The sequence below is a fragment of the Halalkaliarchaeum desulfuricum genome (assembly GCF_002952775.1).
GTDB lineage: Archaea > Halobacteriota > Halobacteria > Halobacteriales > Haloferacaceae > Halalkaliarchaeum > Halalkaliarchaeum desulfuricum.
On record NZ_CP025066.1, the window covers coordinates 2,494,768 to 2,510,555 of the forward strand.

General features: G+C 64.1%; 16 protein-coding genes. 6 read left to right on the plus strand and 10 right to left on the minus strand.

The annotated features are described in order from the left end of the window. Positions 1-25: 25 nt before the first annotated feature. Both AArcSl_RS12450 and AArcSl_RS12455 read right to left on the minus strand, forming a co-directional pair. Complete coding sequence (locus AArcSl_RS12450) at positions 26-943, minus strand: glycosyltransferase (protein ID WP_119819760.1); 918 nt, start codon at positions 941-943, stop codon at positions 26-28. 63 nt (positions 944-1,006) lie between these two features. After that, a complete protein-coding gene (locus tag AArcSl_RS12455) occupies positions 1,007-1,477 on the minus strand; it encodes an archease (RefSeq protein WP_119819762.1) in 471 nt (156 codons plus the stop codon). Between the two features lie 78 nt (positions 1,478-1,555). On the opposite strand from AArcSl_RS12455, the gene AArcSl_RS12460 reads away from it, so the two are divergent. Next, on the plus strand, positions 1,556-2,029 hold the full coding sequence (locus tag AArcSl_RS12460) for a GNAT family N-acetyltransferase (protein ID WP_119819765.1): 474 nt from the start codon (positions 1,556-1,558) through the stop codon (positions 2,027-2,029). Between the two features lie 41 nt (positions 2,030-2,070). Here AArcSl_RS12460 and AArcSl_RS12465 read toward each other — a convergent pair whose 3' ends face one another. Beyond that, entirely contained in the window at positions 2,071-3,021 is a 951-nt protein-coding gene (locus AArcSl_RS12465; RefSeq protein WP_119819768.1) for an NAD-dependent epimerase/dehydratase family protein, read from the minus strand. Between AArcSl_RS12465 and AArcSl_RS16855 the strand changes: the two genes are divergently transcribed. Genes AArcSl_RS16855 through AArcSl_RS12475 form a run of 3 tightly spaced genes read left to right on the plus strand, consistent with a single transcriptional unit; the run spans position 3,020 to position 4,690 of the window. Then, entirely contained in the window at positions 3,020-3,163 is a 144-nt protein-coding gene (locus tag AArcSl_RS16855; RefSeq protein WP_154670819.1) for a hypothetical protein, read from the plus strand. The two genes, AArcSl_RS12465 and AArcSl_RS16855, sit on opposite strands and share 2 nt — an antisense overlap. After that, positions 3,151-4,308 (plus strand): thiolase family protein, encoded by a 1,158-nt coding sequence (locus AArcSl_RS12470; protein WP_119819773.1) that lies wholly within the window; start codon positions 3,151-3,153, stop codon positions 4,306-4,308. The genes AArcSl_RS16855 and AArcSl_RS12470 overlap by 13 nt, the downstream gene beginning before the upstream one ends. Next, entirely contained in the window at positions 4,301-4,690 is a 390-nt protein-coding gene (locus AArcSl_RS12475) for a Zn-ribbon domain-containing OB-fold protein (RefSeq protein ID WP_119819776.1), read from the plus strand. The genes AArcSl_RS12470 and AArcSl_RS12475 overlap by 8 nt, the downstream gene beginning before the upstream one ends. 12 nt (positions 4,691-4,702) lie before the next feature. Here AArcSl_RS12475 and AArcSl_RS12480 read toward each other — a convergent pair whose 3' ends face one another. Continuing rightward, positions 4,703-7,414, minus strand: coding sequence for a PAS domain S-box protein (locus AArcSl_RS12480; RefSeq protein WP_119819779.1), 2,712 nt, complete (start codon positions 7,412-7,414; stop codon positions 4,703-4,705). Positions 7,415-7,572: 158 nt separating this feature from the next. Next, the gene (gene gatE, locus AArcSl_RS12485; protein ID WP_119819782.1) at positions 7,573-9,453 is read right to left on the minus strand and encodes a Glu-tRNA(Gln) amidotransferase subunit GatE; all 1,881 of its coding nucleotides are present in this window, start codon (positions 9,451-9,453) and stop codon (positions 7,573-7,575) included. A 177-nt stretch (positions 9,454-9,630) separates the two neighbouring features. On the opposite strand from gatE, the gene AArcSl_RS12490 reads away from it, so the two are divergent. Together AArcSl_RS12490 and AArcSl_RS12495 are read left to right on the plus strand one after the other, a co-directional pair. Continuing rightward, the gene (locus AArcSl_RS12490) at positions 9,631-10,074 is read left to right on the plus strand and encodes a universal stress protein (RefSeq protein ID WP_119819785.1); all 444 of its coding nucleotides are present in this window, start codon (positions 9,631-9,633) and stop codon (positions 10,072-10,074) included. A 52-nt stretch (positions 10,075-10,126) separates the two neighbouring features. Further along, positions 10,127-11,578: a YhjD/YihY/BrkB family envelope integrity protein gene (locus tag AArcSl_RS12495; protein ID WP_394337304.1), complete on the plus strand. Its 1,452-nt coding sequence runs from the start codon at positions 10,127-10,129 to the stop codon at positions 11,576-11,578. Positions 11,579-11,626: 48 nt separating this feature from the next. On the opposite strand, the gene AArcSl_RS17120 is transcribed toward AArcSl_RS12495, so the two are convergent. The 5 genes from AArcSl_RS17120 to glpK form a co-directional block, all read right to left on the minus strand. Further along, complete coding sequence (locus AArcSl_RS17120; protein WP_193588467.1) at positions 11,627-11,773, minus strand: DUF7557 family protein; 147 nt, start codon at positions 11,771-11,773, stop codon at positions 11,627-11,629. A gap of 61 nt (positions 11,774-11,834) precedes the next feature. Then, complete coding sequence (locus AArcSl_RS12500) at positions 11,835-12,338, minus strand: DUF6691 family protein (RefSeq protein ID WP_119819788.1); 504 nt, start codon at positions 12,336-12,338, stop codon at positions 11,835-11,837. Continuing rightward, positions 12,335-12,850 carry a YeeE/YedE family protein gene (locus AArcSl_RS12505; RefSeq protein ID WP_119819791.1) on the minus strand — a complete coding sequence of 172 codons (516 nt, stop codon included), beginning with the start codon at positions 12,848-12,850 and terminating at the stop codon, positions 12,335-12,337. The genes AArcSl_RS12500 and AArcSl_RS12505 overlap by 4 nt, the downstream gene beginning before the upstream one ends. A gap of 78 nt (positions 12,851-12,928) precedes the next feature. Then, the gene (locus tag AArcSl_RS12510; RefSeq protein ID WP_119819794.1) at positions 12,929-14,101 is read right to left on the minus strand and encodes a Cdc6/Cdc18 family protein; all 1,173 of its coding nucleotides are present in this window, start codon (positions 14,099-14,101) and stop codon (positions 12,929-12,931) included. Between the two features lie 37 nt (positions 14,102-14,138). Beyond that, the gene (glpK, locus tag AArcSl_RS12515) at positions 14,139-15,674 is read right to left on the minus strand and encodes a glycerol kinase GlpK (protein ID WP_119819797.1); all 1,536 of its coding nucleotides are present in this window, start codon (positions 15,672-15,674) and stop codon (positions 14,139-14,141) included. Positions 15,675-15,788 lie beyond the last annotated feature (114 nt).

Below are 15,788 nucleotides of genomic sequence, written 5' to 3' on the forward strand. Positions count from 1 at the left end.
ACCCGGCAACCCTCGATCGCCCCCGTCACTCCAGTACCTCGACGTCGAACAGGCTCCACCACCGGTATCGTCGCCCGCCCCAGACGAACGTGCGGCGGAGCAGGGCGTACGCCAGGAACGGAACCATCACCATCACGGACGGATACGCGAGCAGGACCGTCCACCGTCGAACGCCGAAGGTGTGGTAAACGACCGCGATCAGTGCCGTCACTGCGAAAAGCGTCGGGAGGGGAAAAAACACTCCGGCGACGGTTGCGGCCCCTGCCAGGGCGCCGGTGATGGCGAATCCGGCGGGTTCGTGACGGCGGACGATCTGGGCGAACCGCACGTGGCGCTCGAGTGTTTCCCGGATGGTGCCGCCGACCGCAACCCGCCGCACCCGTTTTACCGGCGTGATGTCGACCCGATCAGTCAACAGTCCGTCGTCGCTCACCGTCGTCCGGAGGTCGCTGAGAAACGCCGCTTCGTCCGGGAGGTCGCTCCGCTCGAACACGACAGCCCCGGCCCAGGCGACGTCGCCGAAGTACACCCCTGCGGTCCCGCCCAGGACGTACTGGGGTTCAAACAGCGTGGAAAGCGGGTCCCCTCCGACGAAAAACGGCACCTCGGTTGTCGGTCCGTGGCGGTCGTAGTCGGTCGACAGCGTCTCGAGCCAGTCGTCCGGGTGGTGGAAGTCGTCGTCTGTCCAGACGATCCGCTCGTGTCTCGCGACCTCCATCCCGGCGGCGATGGCGTTCGCCTTCCCCGAACAGCCCGTCGGCTCCCCCGCGATCACGAGCCGGATCGCGTCCTCGTCGGGAACGTCTTCTGCGATCGGATCGGACGCCGAATCACAGATCACGAGTAGCTCGTCCGACGGACCGAGCTGATCTGCGACTTCGCCGATCGCGGGCGTCCACGCGGTCGTCGGAAGGAGCACGCTCGCCGGAGGGTCGCTGGGCATGGGAACGTTTCGGGAGACGACACTGATAAACGATACGTACGAGAGCCCCGCCGGTTCAGGGAGTCATACGTCGAACACGACGTAGGCGTACCACTCGCCGTCGCGTTCCTCGAGAACCATCTCGGAGTAGGTGACTGCTTTGACGTCGCGAGCGGTCACTTCCGAGAGGGGTACTCCACGTGCGCTTGCGGTGGCGACCCACTCCTCGTCGGTTTCGCCTTCCGCGTCGGTTTCGCCTTCCGCGTCGGTTTCGCCTTCCGCGTTCGTCTCTTCGACGGTGACGGTGCAGTCGTGATCCACCGGCAGCACCCCGCGGACGTCGCGTTCGTAGATGAGCCGGTCGAGATAGTCGAACAGCAGCGCTTCCCGTCCCTCGGCCCGCTCCTCGAGGGTGAACCGCTCGCCGCTGGCGGGGTGCGTTTCACACATCGCCTCGGTGAGCCCTTCCGCGACGGCCGCGAACGCATCCCCGAGCGTCGCGCCGGTCGCCTCGACGGCGACGTCGGCCGTGTGATCACGCAGCGTGTATTCCATGTGTGCGGTTTCGACGGGGGAGGTAGTATTCGCTTCGGCCCGCTGGAGTTAACTGCTATCACACAGTAGCAACGAATAGTGAGCGTCAGGGTGGAGAAACGGATCGACGAACCCGGAGATAGCGAGCATCTGGAGCTCGCCTGGGAGCTCAAAGAGCGGATCCGCCGGGAGGAGAACGTCCTGAAACAGCGGAAGGGCTTTTTCAGGAACGCCTATCGCCGCGCCACCACCCATCTCTACTTCGAAGACGACGAACTGGCGGGGTTCGCCTCGGTCCGCCGGGACGGCTACATCCTGTTTCTCGCTGTCGCTCCCGAATTCCGTGGGCGAGGCTACGGCGAACGACTCGTCGCTGACGTGGCGGAGAATCACCGAACGGTGACGTGCCACGCCCGGACCACGAACGAAAACGCCATCGAGTTCTATCGCCACCTGGGGTTCGACGTCGATCGACACATCCACAACTACTACGAGGACGGCGGGGACGCCTACTACCTCAAGCTCGGAGAGGGTGGGCTCACGGAGAAACTGTCGAACCTCATCCGGCGGTGACGTCGGGGCTGCCCACCCGACAGGTCGCCAGTACTCGTTTGTCAGCGCGACGCGTTCTCTTCTCGGAGTTCCGCGTACAGCTGCTCTGCTGCACGGCGGACGGCCTCGTCGCTCGACAGCTCCGGTTCGTAGCCGAGCGACGAGAGCCGTTCGACCGCCAGGCGCATCTTCGGAACGTCGCCCTCCCAGCCGCGGTCCCCGCCGGTGTACTCGTAGTCGGGATCGACTTCCATCACGTCAGCCACGACGTCGGCGATTCGGGTGACCGACGTTGTCGTTTCCGTCCCGAGATTGTACACGTTGTACTGGTCGTCGGCGTGTTCGACGACGTGACGGATCGCGTCGACGCAGTCGGTGACGTGCATGTACGACTTCTCCTGGCGGCCGTCGCCGAGGATTTCCAGGCTTTCCGGGTCCGCGAGCAGTTTTTCGATGAAGTCCGGCACCACCGTGCCCCGCTGGTTCGGGCCGACGATGTTGGCGAACCGGAACACCCACGACTGGATCCCGTAGGTGTGAGCGTACGTCGACGTGAGCGCCTCGTCTGCGAGTTTGGCGGAGCCGTAGACGCTGATCGGCTCGAGGGGTGCGTGGTCTTCAGGCGTGGGCCGGGGCGCCTCCCCGTAGACGGTCGAAGAGGAGGTAAAGGCGAACGCGTCGACGCCGACCTCGTCCATCCGTTCGAGCACGTTGTACGTCATCGTGGTGTTCTCCTCGAACAGCCGTCGGCCGTCCTCGAAGTTCGTGTCCGTGTACGCCGCGAGATGGAAGACGATGTCGAGATCGGACGTCACGACGTCGGCGACGTCGCCCCGGTCGCACATGTCGGCGTCGACGAACTCCACTCCCTCGGGGAGCCGGTCGGGATCGCCCTTCGAGCAGTCGTCGGCGACGCGGACGTGGTCTGTGTCCGCGAGAAGCGCCGCCGCGAGGTGCGATCCGACCAGCCCCGCACCGCCGGTCACCAGCACGCGGGCGTCGGTGAGATCCATGTCCGGGCGATCCGTGCCGGGCGACAAGTGTATTCCGATCGACGATCCAGTCGGCGACAGGCTCCTGCGGGAGACCCAGGGACCGCCACGTGCCGAAAGCTATACCGGCCTGCCCAACGGCCTCCGCGTATGGATCGCGTAGCGATAATCGGCGCGTCGATGACGCGGTTCGGCGACCGCGAGGCGTGGATCAGGGAACTGCTCGCGGAGGCGGGCGCGGCGTGTCTCGAGGACGCCGGCGTCTCCCCCGACGAACTCGAGCATCTGTACGTCTCGAACATGGCGAGCGGCGAGTTCGAGGGACAGACAGGGGTGGTGAACGCGCTGGCTCACGACCTCTCGGCGCTGCCGGCGTACACCCAGCGCATCGACCAGACGTCCTCCTCCGGGGGTGCCGGCGTGTACGCCGCCTGGCAGTCCGTCGCCTCTGGCGCCTCCGAGATGACGCTTCTCGTGGGCGGCGAGAAGATGACACACCGATCGACCGCGGAGGCGACCGACGTGATCGCGTCGCTCACCCACCCGGTCGAGTACAAACACGGCGTCACACTCCCCTCGTTTGCGGGCCTTACCGCACGGCTGTATCTCCACGAGTACGACGCCCCGCGGGAGAGCCTTGGCAAGGTGGCAGTGAAAAACCACCGCAACGGCGTCGACAACCCGCACGCGCAGTTCCGCAAGGAGGTGGACCTGGAGACCGTACTCGAGTCGCCGATCGTCGCCGATCCCCTCCGCTTGTACGACTTCTGTCCGATCACGGACGGCTCTGCGGCGCTTTTGTTCTGTCCGGAATCGATCGCCCGAGAGCGCGGACTCGATCACGTCGTCGTCTCGGGGATCGGCGGGGCGACGGACACCCACGTCGTCCACGAACGGGACGACCCGACAACGATGCGCGGGGTCGTCGAATCGTCGGAGATTGCCTACCAGATGGCAGATCGAACTCCCGACGACGTCGACGTGGCCGAACTCCACGACATGTTCACGATCCTCGAGTTCCTCCAGAGTGAGGATCTCGGGTTCTTCCAGAAGGGCAAGGGGTGGAGAGCTGTCGAGGAAGGCGTCACCGACCGCGGCGGGGAGATCCCGATCAATACCTCCGGGGGCCTCAAATCCAAGGGACACCCCCTCGGGGCGTCCGGCGTCGCACAGGTGTACGAGATATACACACAGCTGCTCGGTGAGGCTGGCAACCGACAGGTCGATGCTGACGTCGGACTCGCCTGTAACGTCGGCGGGTTCGGAAACTGTGTGACGACCACGATCATGGAGGCCGGCGATGTCTGAGCAAGAGCGAACGACGTTGACGGCGATTCGGTACGACGACGGTACGATCACCTATCCGGGTCATCCGGTCGGACCAGACGGCGGCGAACCCGTCGAGGAAATCGATCTGAGCGATTGCACTGCGACGGTCGTAACCTGGACCACCTCGACGGCGACCCCGCCCGGCGTCCCCGAGCCGAACCACCTCGCGATCGTCGAATTCGACATCGACGGTGAGCCGGTTCGGGCGATCGGCCAGCTCACATCCGGCGACGTCGAGATCGGCGACCGGGTCGAGCCGGTCTACTGCGAGCAGCTTCGCGATCCCGAGGCGGGCATCCGGGAGGCCGACAGTCAGGAGTGGGACGGCTTCAGGTTCGAACCCGTGGCGGACGACTCCTAGCTCTGGTTGCGGCTACGTCGACGCGAACTCGACGCCTGTGATCTCGAAGCGCGCACCCCCATCCGTGCTCTCGGTGACGCGGATCCCCCACTCGTGGGCCTCGACGATCTCCTTGACGATGCTCAGTCCGAATCCGGTTCCGTTGCGGCTCGACGAATATCCCGCTTCGAACACCTGCTCGCGTTCGTCTTCCGGGATCCCGGGGCCGTCGTCCTCGAGATAAAAGCCGTCGTCCAATTCGCCGACGGTCACGACAACGTCTTCACCCCCGTGCTCGACTGCGTTGCGGAACAGGTTCTCGAACACCTGCTTGAGTCTGCTCTCGTCGGCCAGAACCCTCCTGTCGAGGTCTGTCACGACTGTCGCATCCGCGGTTTCGACAGTCCCGAAACAGTTTTCGACGATCGCCACGAGATCGACCGGGTCGGGGTCGGTTACAGTTTTGCCTTCACGCGCCAGCGTGAGGAGATCCTCGATCAGGCTCTCGATACGATCGTGCATTCGATGGACGTGATCGATGTGTTCGTTGTCACACTCCTCTCGGGCGAGTTCGAGCCGGCCCTGGGCAACGCTCAACGGGTTGCGGAGGTCGTGTGACACGATCGACGTGAACGCGTCGAGCCGTTCGTTCTGTCGTTCGAGTTCCTGCTCGCGTCGTTTCCTGTCGTCGATGTCGAGATGGATTCCGACTGCCCGTTTCGGCTCCCCGTCTTCGTCCCAGTCGACGACTCTGCCGATGTCGCGGATCCATTTCCAGTCGCCGTCGGCTGTTCCCAGCCGATGCTCACAATCGTAGTAGTCGGTCCGCCCTTCGATATGGTCACTGAGGGCCGCGTCGACATCCCCTTCGTCCGCTGGATGGACACGCCGTTCCCATTCACTGAGGTGTGGCTCGATCTCCTCGGGCGAGTGGCCGATCATCGTGGCCCACTGCTCGTTGAACTCCACCTCGTCGGTTTGCATGTTCCAGTCCCAGACGCCGAGGTTCGCTCCGTCGACGGCGAGTTCGAACCGGTTTTTCAGGTTCCGGAGTTCCGTTTCCCGCTCGGTTCGCTCGGTCACGTCCCGATACACCCACAGATTGGCGTCGCTTTCCGGGAGTTCGATCGGACGGTAGCTCCGTTCTACCGTTCGGCCATCGGCAAGGGTGAACTCCTCGTTGTCGACAGCCTCGCGCGTCGCAACCAGTCTGTCGGTTCGGTCGAGGAACCGTTCGGAGTTCTCGAACTGCTCGCTTACCTCCTCGGCCAAGCGGCCACAGTCCGCGCCGACGATGTCTTCGGGCGATCCCGGGAACGCAAATAGGTCGAACATCCGCTGGTTGGTCGTCAGCACCTCGCGCGAGTCGTCCTCGACGATGATCCCCACCGGGAGCGCATCGAACAGGGTCGACAGCAGGGCGTTCGTCCATTCGAGCTCCTGTACCTGCTTTTCCTCCGTGATGTCGAGATAAATCCCTTGAGTTCCGATGATCTCGCCATCCGGGTCCCGGCGGGGAACCGCCCGCAGTACGGTGAGTACTTCCTCCCCCTCGCGCGTCACAAGCGTCCGCTGTTCGCGAACGAATTCCCCGGTTAACGCCCGTTGGTACCCGTTCTCGCCGAGAAGTTCATCGGCGGATTCCTCGGAATAATACTCTGCCAGCGGAGTTCCTTGAAGCTCCGACTGCGAGTAGCCGAGCCGGTCGGCGAACGCCTGGTTGCAGTCGTCGATGATCGGTTCGCCGTCGACCACCTCCGTGAACGCGACCATCACCGGAGCCTCGTCAAACAGGACTCGGTACTGCTCTGTGTACTGGTGCTGGAGTTCGATCCGGTGATACGAGTGGGCGATCGTGTCGCCGAGGTTCGAAAGCAGTTCCCGCTCGCGTTCGTCGAACGCCCGAATTCGGTCTGAATACACGTTCAAAACACCATACAGGGTGTCCTCGTAGACGATGGGAACCGCCGCACTGGATCGATAGCCGCGTTCGAGCGCCTCCTCACGCCAGGGCTCGTACTCCGGATCCTCGGGGATGTTCTGCATCACGGCCACCTCGCGATTTTTCACCGCACGGCCGGTTGGTCCGCGTCCGGTCGGACTCTCGTCGGTGGTTATCTCGACGTTCTCGAGATACTCATCGCCGATCCCCGCCGCGAATCGGGGTTCGATGATGCGGGATTCTGCGTCGTGTTCCCCGATCCAGGCGAACCGATACGGCTCCGCGTCGGCGATGATCTGACAGACGTGCTCGTCAATCTCCGATCGGGTTGTGGCGCGTGCGAGGGCATCGTTTATTTCCCGGACGACCGTATGTGCAAGGTTATGTCCCGTCGTTTTGAACTCGGCTCGAGCCGCGGTGACGGCGTCACGAATCCGGTCTGCGAGTTTCGACTGATGATCGGTTCGTGAGTCCTTCGGGAGGTAGTCGGTCACCCCGTTCGAGATCGCTTCGCTTGCTACCTCCTCCGACCCGTTGTCTGTATAGAGGATGAACGGCAGGTCCGGATACGTCCCCCTGACTGATTCCAGGAACTCGATCCCGTCTTGCGTGGGCATCTCATATGCCGACACAATGCAGTCGACGCGCTCGTTCGAAAGCGTATCGAGCGCATCGTCGACAGTGGATTCAGTCAGTACTGAAAGACGCTCATCCTTGCGTTCGAGATTGCTCGCACTCGTCTCAGCGATATCTCCCCCATCATCGACGTAAAGCACGTGGATCGTATCGGGTATTGATGGCATGAATTAGATCGCCTGGGGATTGCTGCAGCGACAGTACACATAACCTGTCGCTGCGTTTATCTATTTTGTAAACGTTGATCGCCTGTTATCAATCTACCCTTTTTGTCCCTGCCGACCGAGGGGTTTCCTTGAGCTATCGGATCACCGATTGAGAGGGTTCAGCTCCGCCGTTGGATCTCCTCTCGCAACACGTCACTCACGAGTTCGCCGTCAGCTTTCCCCCGAAGCGCGCCCATACACTCCCCCATCAGGCCGGAGAACGCACCCATCCCCTCAGACTCGACCTGCTCTGCGTTCCGCTCGACGACCTCGACGACCGCTTCCCTGACTTCGGCCTCGTCGACGCCGGCGACGCCCGCCTCTTCGATGGCAGTCTCGATGGAAAGCGCCGGATCGTCCGCGAGCACACGGAGCACGTCCTCGACGCCCTCTTTTGCGATATCGCCGTCCTCGACGCGTTGCAGTACCTCCAGGTAGTGATCGTCTTCGAGGTTCTCGACGGGGACACCGTCGCGGCGGAGTTCGGTCGTGGTACTCTCGAGAACCGACGCCGCAAACGTCGGATCGACGCCCGCCTCGATCGCCGACTCGAAAAGCGGCATCCGACGACCGTACGCCACCTGCCGGGCCAGCCCCGCGTCGAGACCCAGTTCGTCCCGATAGCGCTCGAGTTTCTCCGTGAGCAGTTCGGGCGTTTCGACGTCGGAGGGATCCGGCTCGACCGGCGGCACGTCGGTCTCCGGGTACATTCGGGCCGCCCCGGGGAGCGGCCGGAGGTAGCGTGTCGTCCCGTCGTCGTTGGCTCCCCGGGTTTCCTCGGGGACGCCCCCGACGGCTGTTTCCGCCCGATCGGCGACCGCATCGATCGCCAGCTCCGCGGTCTCGGTTTCGTCGGCGACGATCGCGACCGCGTCGTCCGGTTCGGCGTCGACGGCCCCCCGGAGCGTCTCGACTTCGGATTCGGTCACCCCGTAGGCGGGCAACTCGTCGGTGTGGAAGATTCCGCCGGCGCCGTGGCGCTTCGCGTGATCGGAAAGTTCCGTGCCCAGCCGGCGATCCGGCTGGATCTCCCTGCCGACGAGCCCGTCGAACCCCTCCAGGCGGACCGCGTACACGCTCCCGCCGCCCTCGATGGCTCCACGAATGACCCCCGAGTCGGTGTCGACGAACGCGTCCGTCACGTCGACGGGATCGGCGATGCTCGCGTCCCGTTCGGCCAGTTTGTCGGCGATCTCCAGCAGCTCGACCTGTCGCTTCACTTCCAGTTCGACGATGTCGGCGATCCCGCCGAGCTCCTGGACGCCCTTGATTTCCACGCGAGCACCCCTCGCGATCGACACGTTGACGTCCTGTCGGATGGTTCCGAGCCCCCGCTTTACGCGGCCGGTCGATCGGAGCAACATCCCGATCCGCTCTGCGGCCTCCTGGGCCTGTTCCGGCGACCGGATGTCGGGGGCGGTCCCGATCTCCACGAGCGGGATTCCGAGTCTGTCGAGACTGTAGACGACCCCGCGGTCCGTCTCTTCGACGCGCTGTGCCGACTCCTCTTCGAGCAGGAGATCCTCGACCGAGACCGATCCCTCGCTCGTCTCGATTTCGCCGCTCTGTCCGAGCAGCATCGATCGCTGGAACCCGGAGGTGTTCGACCCGTCGATGACGAGTTTGCGCATCACGTGCGCCTGGTCGACAACCGCCACGTCCAGCAGGTCGGCGATCTGCAGCGCGACCTCGAGCGCCTCCTCGTCGACCCGCCGGGGCGGCTCGTCGTCCTCCTCGACGAGGCAGGTGGTGTCGTACGCGAGGTACTCGAACTCCCTGTCGACGCGGCTCTCCTCGAGTGCCGCCTCGTCGAGCTCGCCGAGTTCGCTTTTCGTCGGATGGAGATACCGCGTGATCGTCCGCTCGGCCTCCTCGGGTTCGCGAAGCTCCGTCGGCGATTCACAGAAGAGCTTCGTCTCGGTGTCGAGCTGCTGGTGGATCTCGAGTCCGGCCACGAGCCCGAGATCCCCGTAGTCGTACGCGGAGTCGGTGTCGGTCATTATCGGACGTGTACAGTCGGACAGTAAAAAGGTGCCTCGTTACGCTCCCCGAAAACACACTACATCGTTGGCGGTACGTCTCGGTCGATTCCGTCCTGCCCAACGTAAACTCGTTTATAACTCACACAAAGAATTTTATAAGCGGTGTCAGTTGTTTCACCTGTACGTGTAACCCCTATGTACCGAAAGATTCTGATCCCGACGGACGGGAGCGACGAAGCCGAAGCTGCTGCCGAAAAGGGTGTCGAACTGGCCGCCGAGCTCGGCGCACAGGTTCACGCCCTGTACGTGATCGATCCGGAAGTCGGCGGGCAACCGTTCAAGTTGCAGCGCAAGGAGGAGGGAATAGAGGAGCTTCGCGAACGTGGATTGGAGCTAACCGGCCGGGTCGCCGACATCGCAGCGGAGGCGGGCGTCGACTGCGAGCAGGCAGTCGAACAGGGCAAGCCCTACGACGCGATCGTCGACTACACCGAGGAGAACGATCTCGACGCGATCGTCATTGGAACGCGGGGCCGCGGAAACATCGAAAGCTTCCTCGTCGGCAACGTCACGGAGAAAGTCATGCGGACCGCCGACGTGCCGGTGATGACGGTTCGAACGTCCGAAAAACCGGTGTGACATCCGGGAACTTCTCCCGTCGACTTATGTAGGAAAGCGTCGAAATCCCCACGTGAATAGCACTCGGTCATCCCCCGCCGGTGGCGGAACGAATTCGGGTCGATCCGATTCGCGTCTCTCGCGGTCTGTTGGCCTGATACGTGACGTCGCAACCGTCGTGCAAAACGAGCAGGTTACGTTTCTCGCCGCCAGCGTCGCCTACTACGCGTTCGTTTCGCTTTTTCCGGCTCTTCTGCTGCTTTTCGCGCTCTCTACGACGTTCTTCGGCGAACAGATCGCAGCGACGTTCGTGGGTCTCGTCGCCGGAATACTCACGCCGGAAGGCGAGCAGATAATCCTGGAAGCGATCGCCGGCGCGGAAGGCCGAGTCGGGGCGACGGTCGTCGGAGTCGTCGTGCTGGTCTGGTCGACACTGAAGGTGTTTCGCGGGCTCGACGCCGCCTTCGTGCGCGTCTACGGCGCCGAGAAGACGATCGGCATCCTCGATGAACTCCTGGATGCAGTTCTCGTCGCCACAAGCATCGGTCTGGGCGCGGCGCTCATGATCGTCACGGCGGGCGTGATCGCCGCCCTGGATCCCGGTCCGCTGTACGGGATCACGAGCGTGCTCGCGCTGCCGGTCGTACTCGCGGTCGTCTTCTTCCCGCTTTATTATCTGCTACCGTATGCGGAAGTGACCGTGCGTGAAGTGCTTCCCGGAACGGCATTCGCCGCGGTCGGCTGGACGTTGCTGCAGGCCGGGTTCCAGGTGTACGCCGCCGCAGCCGGCCAGTATCAGGTGTACGGGTTCGTCGGCGGGATCCTGTTGATCGTCACCTGGCTGTACTTTGCGGCGATCGTGCTCCTTGTGGGGGCAGCTATCAACGCCGTTCTCGACGGCGATAGCGACCACAAGGGGGACGGCGAACAGCCGGATGGGGAGTCTTCGCCGTCACGAGGGGTCAGTCGGTTGCGCGATACGTTCTTCCGCCGCGGTGGCGCTCGCCGACGGCCCAACGGGACGACGGACCGGCAACTACAACAGTCCCCCGTTCGTGAGGGGGCACGTATGGCGGACGACGACCGCGACGACGGCGAACCGACGGGGGCGTCCGACGACCCCACGTCCGCGGACTCCCGCGACGGCGTTCAGGGTGCCCCGGACGTGGCGGCGATGCAGGCGGAACTGGAGGAACTACGCGCACGGCTCGAGGAGTTCGAAGGCGACGTCGAACGGCGGACCGTCGAGAAGCCGGAGCTCGAGGCGGAACTGAAACGGTACGTTCGTTCGCGTCTCCGGCGCGGACACGCCCGTGGGTGGGGGCCGTATCTCGTGTTGCTGTACGGGGTGATACTCACGCTCGGGGCGTTTTACTACCTGTCGGGCGGGTGGGCGATCGCCGCGATGATCGTGCTGTTCCTCTCGACGCTGGGGCTGTACGTGCTGTTCGTCCTTGCCGGTATTGGACTGAACGCGCTCGACACGCCCGGGAAAGCGATCGATTACGTTCGCGACAGGCGGTGAGCCGATCGAGCGAAAACTCGTCCGTTTGCAGGCGTGAGCGGAGGGGGCTTACTCCCCGCCGCTACGGTAAAGCGTCAACTCCTCGACCTCGTAGATGTTGATCAGTTCGTTGATTATCTCGTCGTACTCCTCGTCCTCCTGTCGGAGCGAGTCGAGACGCTCGATCGTTTCTTCGTCGAGGTGTACCTGTGGCATCTTGTCTGCGGAAACGGTGCCCGACGATAAAAGGCTGCGGGTGAAGGTCGCTTTCGACGGATCAGTCGGCAACGGCAGGCTCGAGCGTCTCTGCGGTCAGTTCGCGGAGATATCCCTGCAGATACGCGCCGAGGAACATTCCGGCGATCCCGTACAGGATGATCACGTTCCCGATTCCCAGGCTGGCGTACGCAGCCCCCGGACAGATCCCGGACAGCCCCCAGCCGACGCCGAAGATTCCGCCACCCACCAGGACGTTTCTGTCCATCGACTTCAACCGCCGCCGGTACGGGTCGCCGGTAAGCGGCGCGCGCCGTCCGGAGTTGACCAATCCGAAGACGGTGATCCCGACGACGACCGCCGCCCCGCCCATGACGAAAACCAAGCCGAGATCCCGGAACTGCAGGAACTCGAGGACGATCTCCGGGCGCGCCATCTGACTCACTGCCAGGCCGGCTCCGAAGACGACCCCGCCGAGGAAGACGACCGGGAGAAACAGCGGGTGCTGGTCGGATCCCCGATCGTCCGTTTCCTCGAGAGCACCGTCGCCTGTGGGATCACTCATGGCCGCACCCCCATCGCGAACAGCAGTTGTGCCACGCCGATCGCGACGAGCATGAACACCGCGACGTTGAGGATCGAGGTCCGTGACCCGGACCCGACCCCACAGACGCCGTGTCCCGACGTACAACCCTTCCCGATGCGGGTTCCGACCCCGATGAGGATTCCGCCGACGAACAGCCGCCAGGGCTGCACGTCGGTCAACCAGACGAATTCCCCGGCGACAACGGAGTATCCCGCGGCGCCCGCGACGATCCCCACCGTGAACACGACTCGCCAGTCCCGGGAACTGACGAATCGGGGCTGCTGGAAACGCCGGAGCCGGGAGGCGTACGACAGCGTCGATTCCAGAAACGTGCTCGCGCCGGCCGGGATCGCCGTCGCCGCGTAGATGATCGCGGTCCCCAGCCCGATGAACAGCCCGCCGAGGAGGTAGTGTTCCCACCCGCGGGGAAACAGCTCCGAACCCAGGAGGGCGATCACCGTCTCCCCCAGTTGTACGGTCGCGTCGATCATGGTCTCTCGTCAGTACCCGAGGGAGCGACAGGCAAAAATCACACGTCAGGTGCGCCGGTTGCCGCCGTCGATGACGAACTACTCGTCGGGTCGTTCCCGCGACAGCTCCCGAAACAAAAGCGTCGGAAACAGGGGTTCGATCCGGCTTGGCGGTCGCCCCCGACTCCCGGCCCCGTCTACCGGCTGCCGGTCCAGAATTCCCTCCTCGGCGAGTTCGTACAGCATCCGCCGTATGGTTCCCTCCGAGAGATCGATCCCGGAAGTCGTGGCGATCGCTGCCGTCGCCGATGTCACCGACATCCGGTCGTCAGGCGACAGCTCGACGAGCCCGGCGAGCACGTGTTGCCAGTTCGTCGGCAACGCGAGCACCCGCCCGAGGGCGACACACGGACGGGGTACCGCCCCGATGCCGGCGTCGAGGTCCGACGGGAGTATCGTGTCGTGACCGTTCTGTTCGGCGACGACCGCCCCACCGAACACAGCCGCCAGCGCGTCGTGTGCGTCGCCGTCGGCCCAGACGGCGAGTTCCCGGAGTTGTTCGTGTGTCAACGCGTCGCGGGAAAGCCCCACTGACGTTCTCTCGGAGAGGATATCGACCAACGCGTGTCGACGGTACGCCGACATCTCCACGACCTGATCCGGGTCGATCGAATGCGATCCAGGGGGGTCCCGACCGACGCCGACCCAGACGAACGTTCCCTCCAGGCTCGACAGCGTTTCCGCGACCGACGAGAGTTCGTGTGTGCGCGGCTCTCCGAGGTGGTCGACGGCGACGACGACGCCATCGCGCCCGTCGATCACCTGGGAGATCTGTTCCCGGATCCGCCCGGTGCTCACTCCCTGCGTGGGTGCGGGACGCTCGAGCAGTCCGTTCAGTACCGCCGCGAGCAGTGAGAACTCGCTGTCGGCCTCGCGTGCGTCGACGTAGACGAACGGGGGCGTTTGCGGCCGCTCCGTTCTCGTCGTCGTGTGGATTCCCCTGTGTTGTTCCCGCGAAACGCCGGCGAGAACGTCGAACGTGGCTTTCACCAGGGCGGTTTTTCCTGCACCTTTCGGCCCCCAGACGTACGCCGACGGCGGAAGTTCCCCGGAGAACGCCGGCTGCAGGGTGTCCAGCAACCGCTCGAGTGCCGCCTCCCGTGAGACCGGCTCCGACGGATGAGAGACCGGACTGAACGCGGCGTAATCCCGGACGAGCTGTCGGCTCCGGTTCCGGCGTAGCCGTCGGATGATGCGTTCCTCGAAGTTCATGTGTCGGGTGGGAACCGGCGTGCTGCTCGTTTCGAACTCACTCGTCGGGGTCGACCGCCCAGCCTTTCGCGCGGTCGACTGCTTCCTGCCATCGGTCGTATCGCCGTTCGATCTCGCGTCTGTCCCCTCCCGGTTCGAAGGTCCTGTCGATCCGCCAGTTCTCCCGGAGTTCCTCGAGATCCTCCCAGTAACCGACTGCGAGACCGGCTGCGTACGCAGCACCCAGTGCGGTCGTCTCGTCGACCTCCGGCCTGACGATCTCCATGTCGACGATGTCGGCCTGGATCCCGCACAGGAAGTTGTTCTTTACCGCGCCGCCGTCGACGCGTAGCTGTTCCGGTTCGACGTCGGCGTCGGCAGCCATCGCCTCGGCGACGTCCCGCGTCTGGTAGGCGATCGACTCGATGGTTGCCCGAACGAGATGTTCTTTTCGGGTACCGCGTGTCATGCCGACGATCGTCCCCCGCGCCCGCTGGTCCCAGTGGGGCGCACCCAGGCCCGTAAACGCCGGCACCAGATACACCCCGTCGGTCGATTCGACCGACCGTGCGAGTTCCTCCGACTGGGCGGGACTCTCGATCAGGTCGACGTCCTCCAGCCACTCGATCGCCGCGCCCGTGATGAAGATCGACCCCTCGAGTGCGTACTGGATCGGCTCGCCCGAACGCTGGAACGCCACGGTCGTGAGCAGGCCGTGTTCGGAGTCGACTGCCTCCTCGCCGGTGTTCATGAGGAAGAAACTCCCCGTACCGTAGGTGTTTTTTGCCTCGCCGGGGGTGAAACACGTCTGCCCGAACAGCGCCGCCTGCTGGTCACCAAGGGCGCCGGCGACGGGCACTTCCGCACCGAGGAAGCCGTCCGGGTCCGTCGTACCGTACGTCTCCTCGTCGGAGGAGGGCCGCACCTCCGGGAGTATCTCGCGGGGCAGCGAAAACTCCGCGAGGAGTTCCTCGTCCCATTCGCCCGCCCGGATGTCGTACAGCATCGTCCGGGAGGCGTTCGTCACGTCGGTCACGTGCTCCTCCGTGAGGTTCCAGATCAGCCACGTGTCGATGGTTCCAAACAGGATCTCGCCCTTCTCGGCCCGTTCGCGAACGTCCTCGTGGCGGGGGGGCTCAACCTCGATCGGGTCGGCGTTCTCCAGTAGCCATTCCGCTTTCGTCGCCGAAAAGTACGCGTCGGGCTCCAGCCCCGTCTTCTTTCGTATTTTCTCCTCCCAGCCGTTTTCGCGCAGTTGTTCGATCCGTTCTGTCGTTCGTCGATCCTGCCAGACGATAGCGTTCTGGATCGGCCGTCCGGAGTCTTGCTCCCACAGAAGCGTCGTCTCCCGCTGGTTCGTCACGCCGATCGCAGCCAACTCCTCCGGTTGCACGCCCGCTCTCGAGAGCGCACGCTCGATGACGGCCTTCGTTTTCTCCCAGATCTCCGCTGGATCGTGTTCGACCCAGCCCGGGGAGGGGTACAGCTGCTCGTGTTTCCGGTACGCGTTTCCGACAACCACCCCGTCGTGGTCGAACAGCATGAACCGCGTCCCGGTCGTCCCCTGGTCGATCGCTCCGACGTATCGTGGCATGGTTCGTTACGCTCGATGAAGCGTTACCGATAACTGTCGTGGAATGGGGGCATAATCTTTCCCCTGTCCGGCGGCAAAACGGGGGCGACCGCGCGGAAGTTCCGGTGAAACTGA

Bases quoted from the DNA above. Each gene is read 5' to 3' on its own strand.
- AArcSl_RS12450 (WP_119819760.1), bottom strand. From the start codon at position 943: ATGCCCAGCGACCCTCCGGCGAGCGTGCTCCTTCCGACGACCGCGTGG.
- AArcSl_RS12455 (WP_119819762.1), bottom strand. From the start codon at position 1,477: ATGGAATACACGCTGCGTGATCACACGGCCGACGTCGCCGTCGAGGCG.
- AArcSl_RS16855 (WP_154670819.1), top strand. From the start codon at position 3,020: ATGTCCGGGCGATCCGTGCCGGGCGACAAGTGTATTCCGATCGACGAT.
- AArcSl_RS12465 (WP_119819768.1), bottom strand. From the start codon at position 3,021: ATGGATCTCACCGACGCCCGCGTGCTGGTGACCGGCGGTGCGGGGCTG.
- AArcSl_RS12470 (WP_119819773.1), top strand. From the start codon at position 3,151: ATGGATCGCGTAGCGATAATCGGCGCGTCGATGACGCGGTTCGGCGAC.
- AArcSl_RS12475 (WP_119819776.1), top strand. From the start codon at position 4,301: ATGTCTGAGCAAGAGCGAACGACGTTGACGGCGATTCGGTACGACGAC.
- AArcSl_RS12480 (WP_119819779.1), bottom strand. From the start codon at position 7,414: ATGCCATCAATACCCGATACGATCCACGTGCTTTACGTCGATGATGGG.
- gatE (WP_119819782.1), bottom strand. From the start codon at position 9,453: ATGACCGACACCGACTCCGCGTACGACTACGGGGATCTCGGGCTCGTG.
- AArcSl_RS12490 (WP_119819785.1), top strand. From the start codon at position 9,631: ATGTACCGAAAGATTCTGATCCCGACGGACGGGAGCGACGAAGCCGAA.
- AArcSl_RS17120 (WP_193588467.1), bottom strand. From the start codon at position 11,773: ATGCCACAGGTACACCTCGACGAAGAAACGATCGAGCGTCTCGACTCG.
- AArcSl_RS12500 (WP_119819788.1), bottom strand. From the start codon at position 12,338: ATGAGTGATCCCACAGGCGACGGTGCTCTCGAGGAAACGGACGATCGG.
- AArcSl_RS12505 (WP_119819791.1), bottom strand. From the start codon at position 12,850: ATGATCGACGCGACCGTACAACTGGGGGAGACGGTGATCGCCCTCCTG.
- AArcSl_RS12510 (WP_119819794.1), bottom strand. From the start codon at position 14,101: ATGAACTTCGAGGAACGCATCATCCGACGGCTACGCCGGAACCGGAGC.
- glpK (WP_119819797.1), bottom strand. From the start codon at position 15,674: ATGCCACGATACGTCGGAGCGATCGACCAGGGGACGACCGGGACGCGG.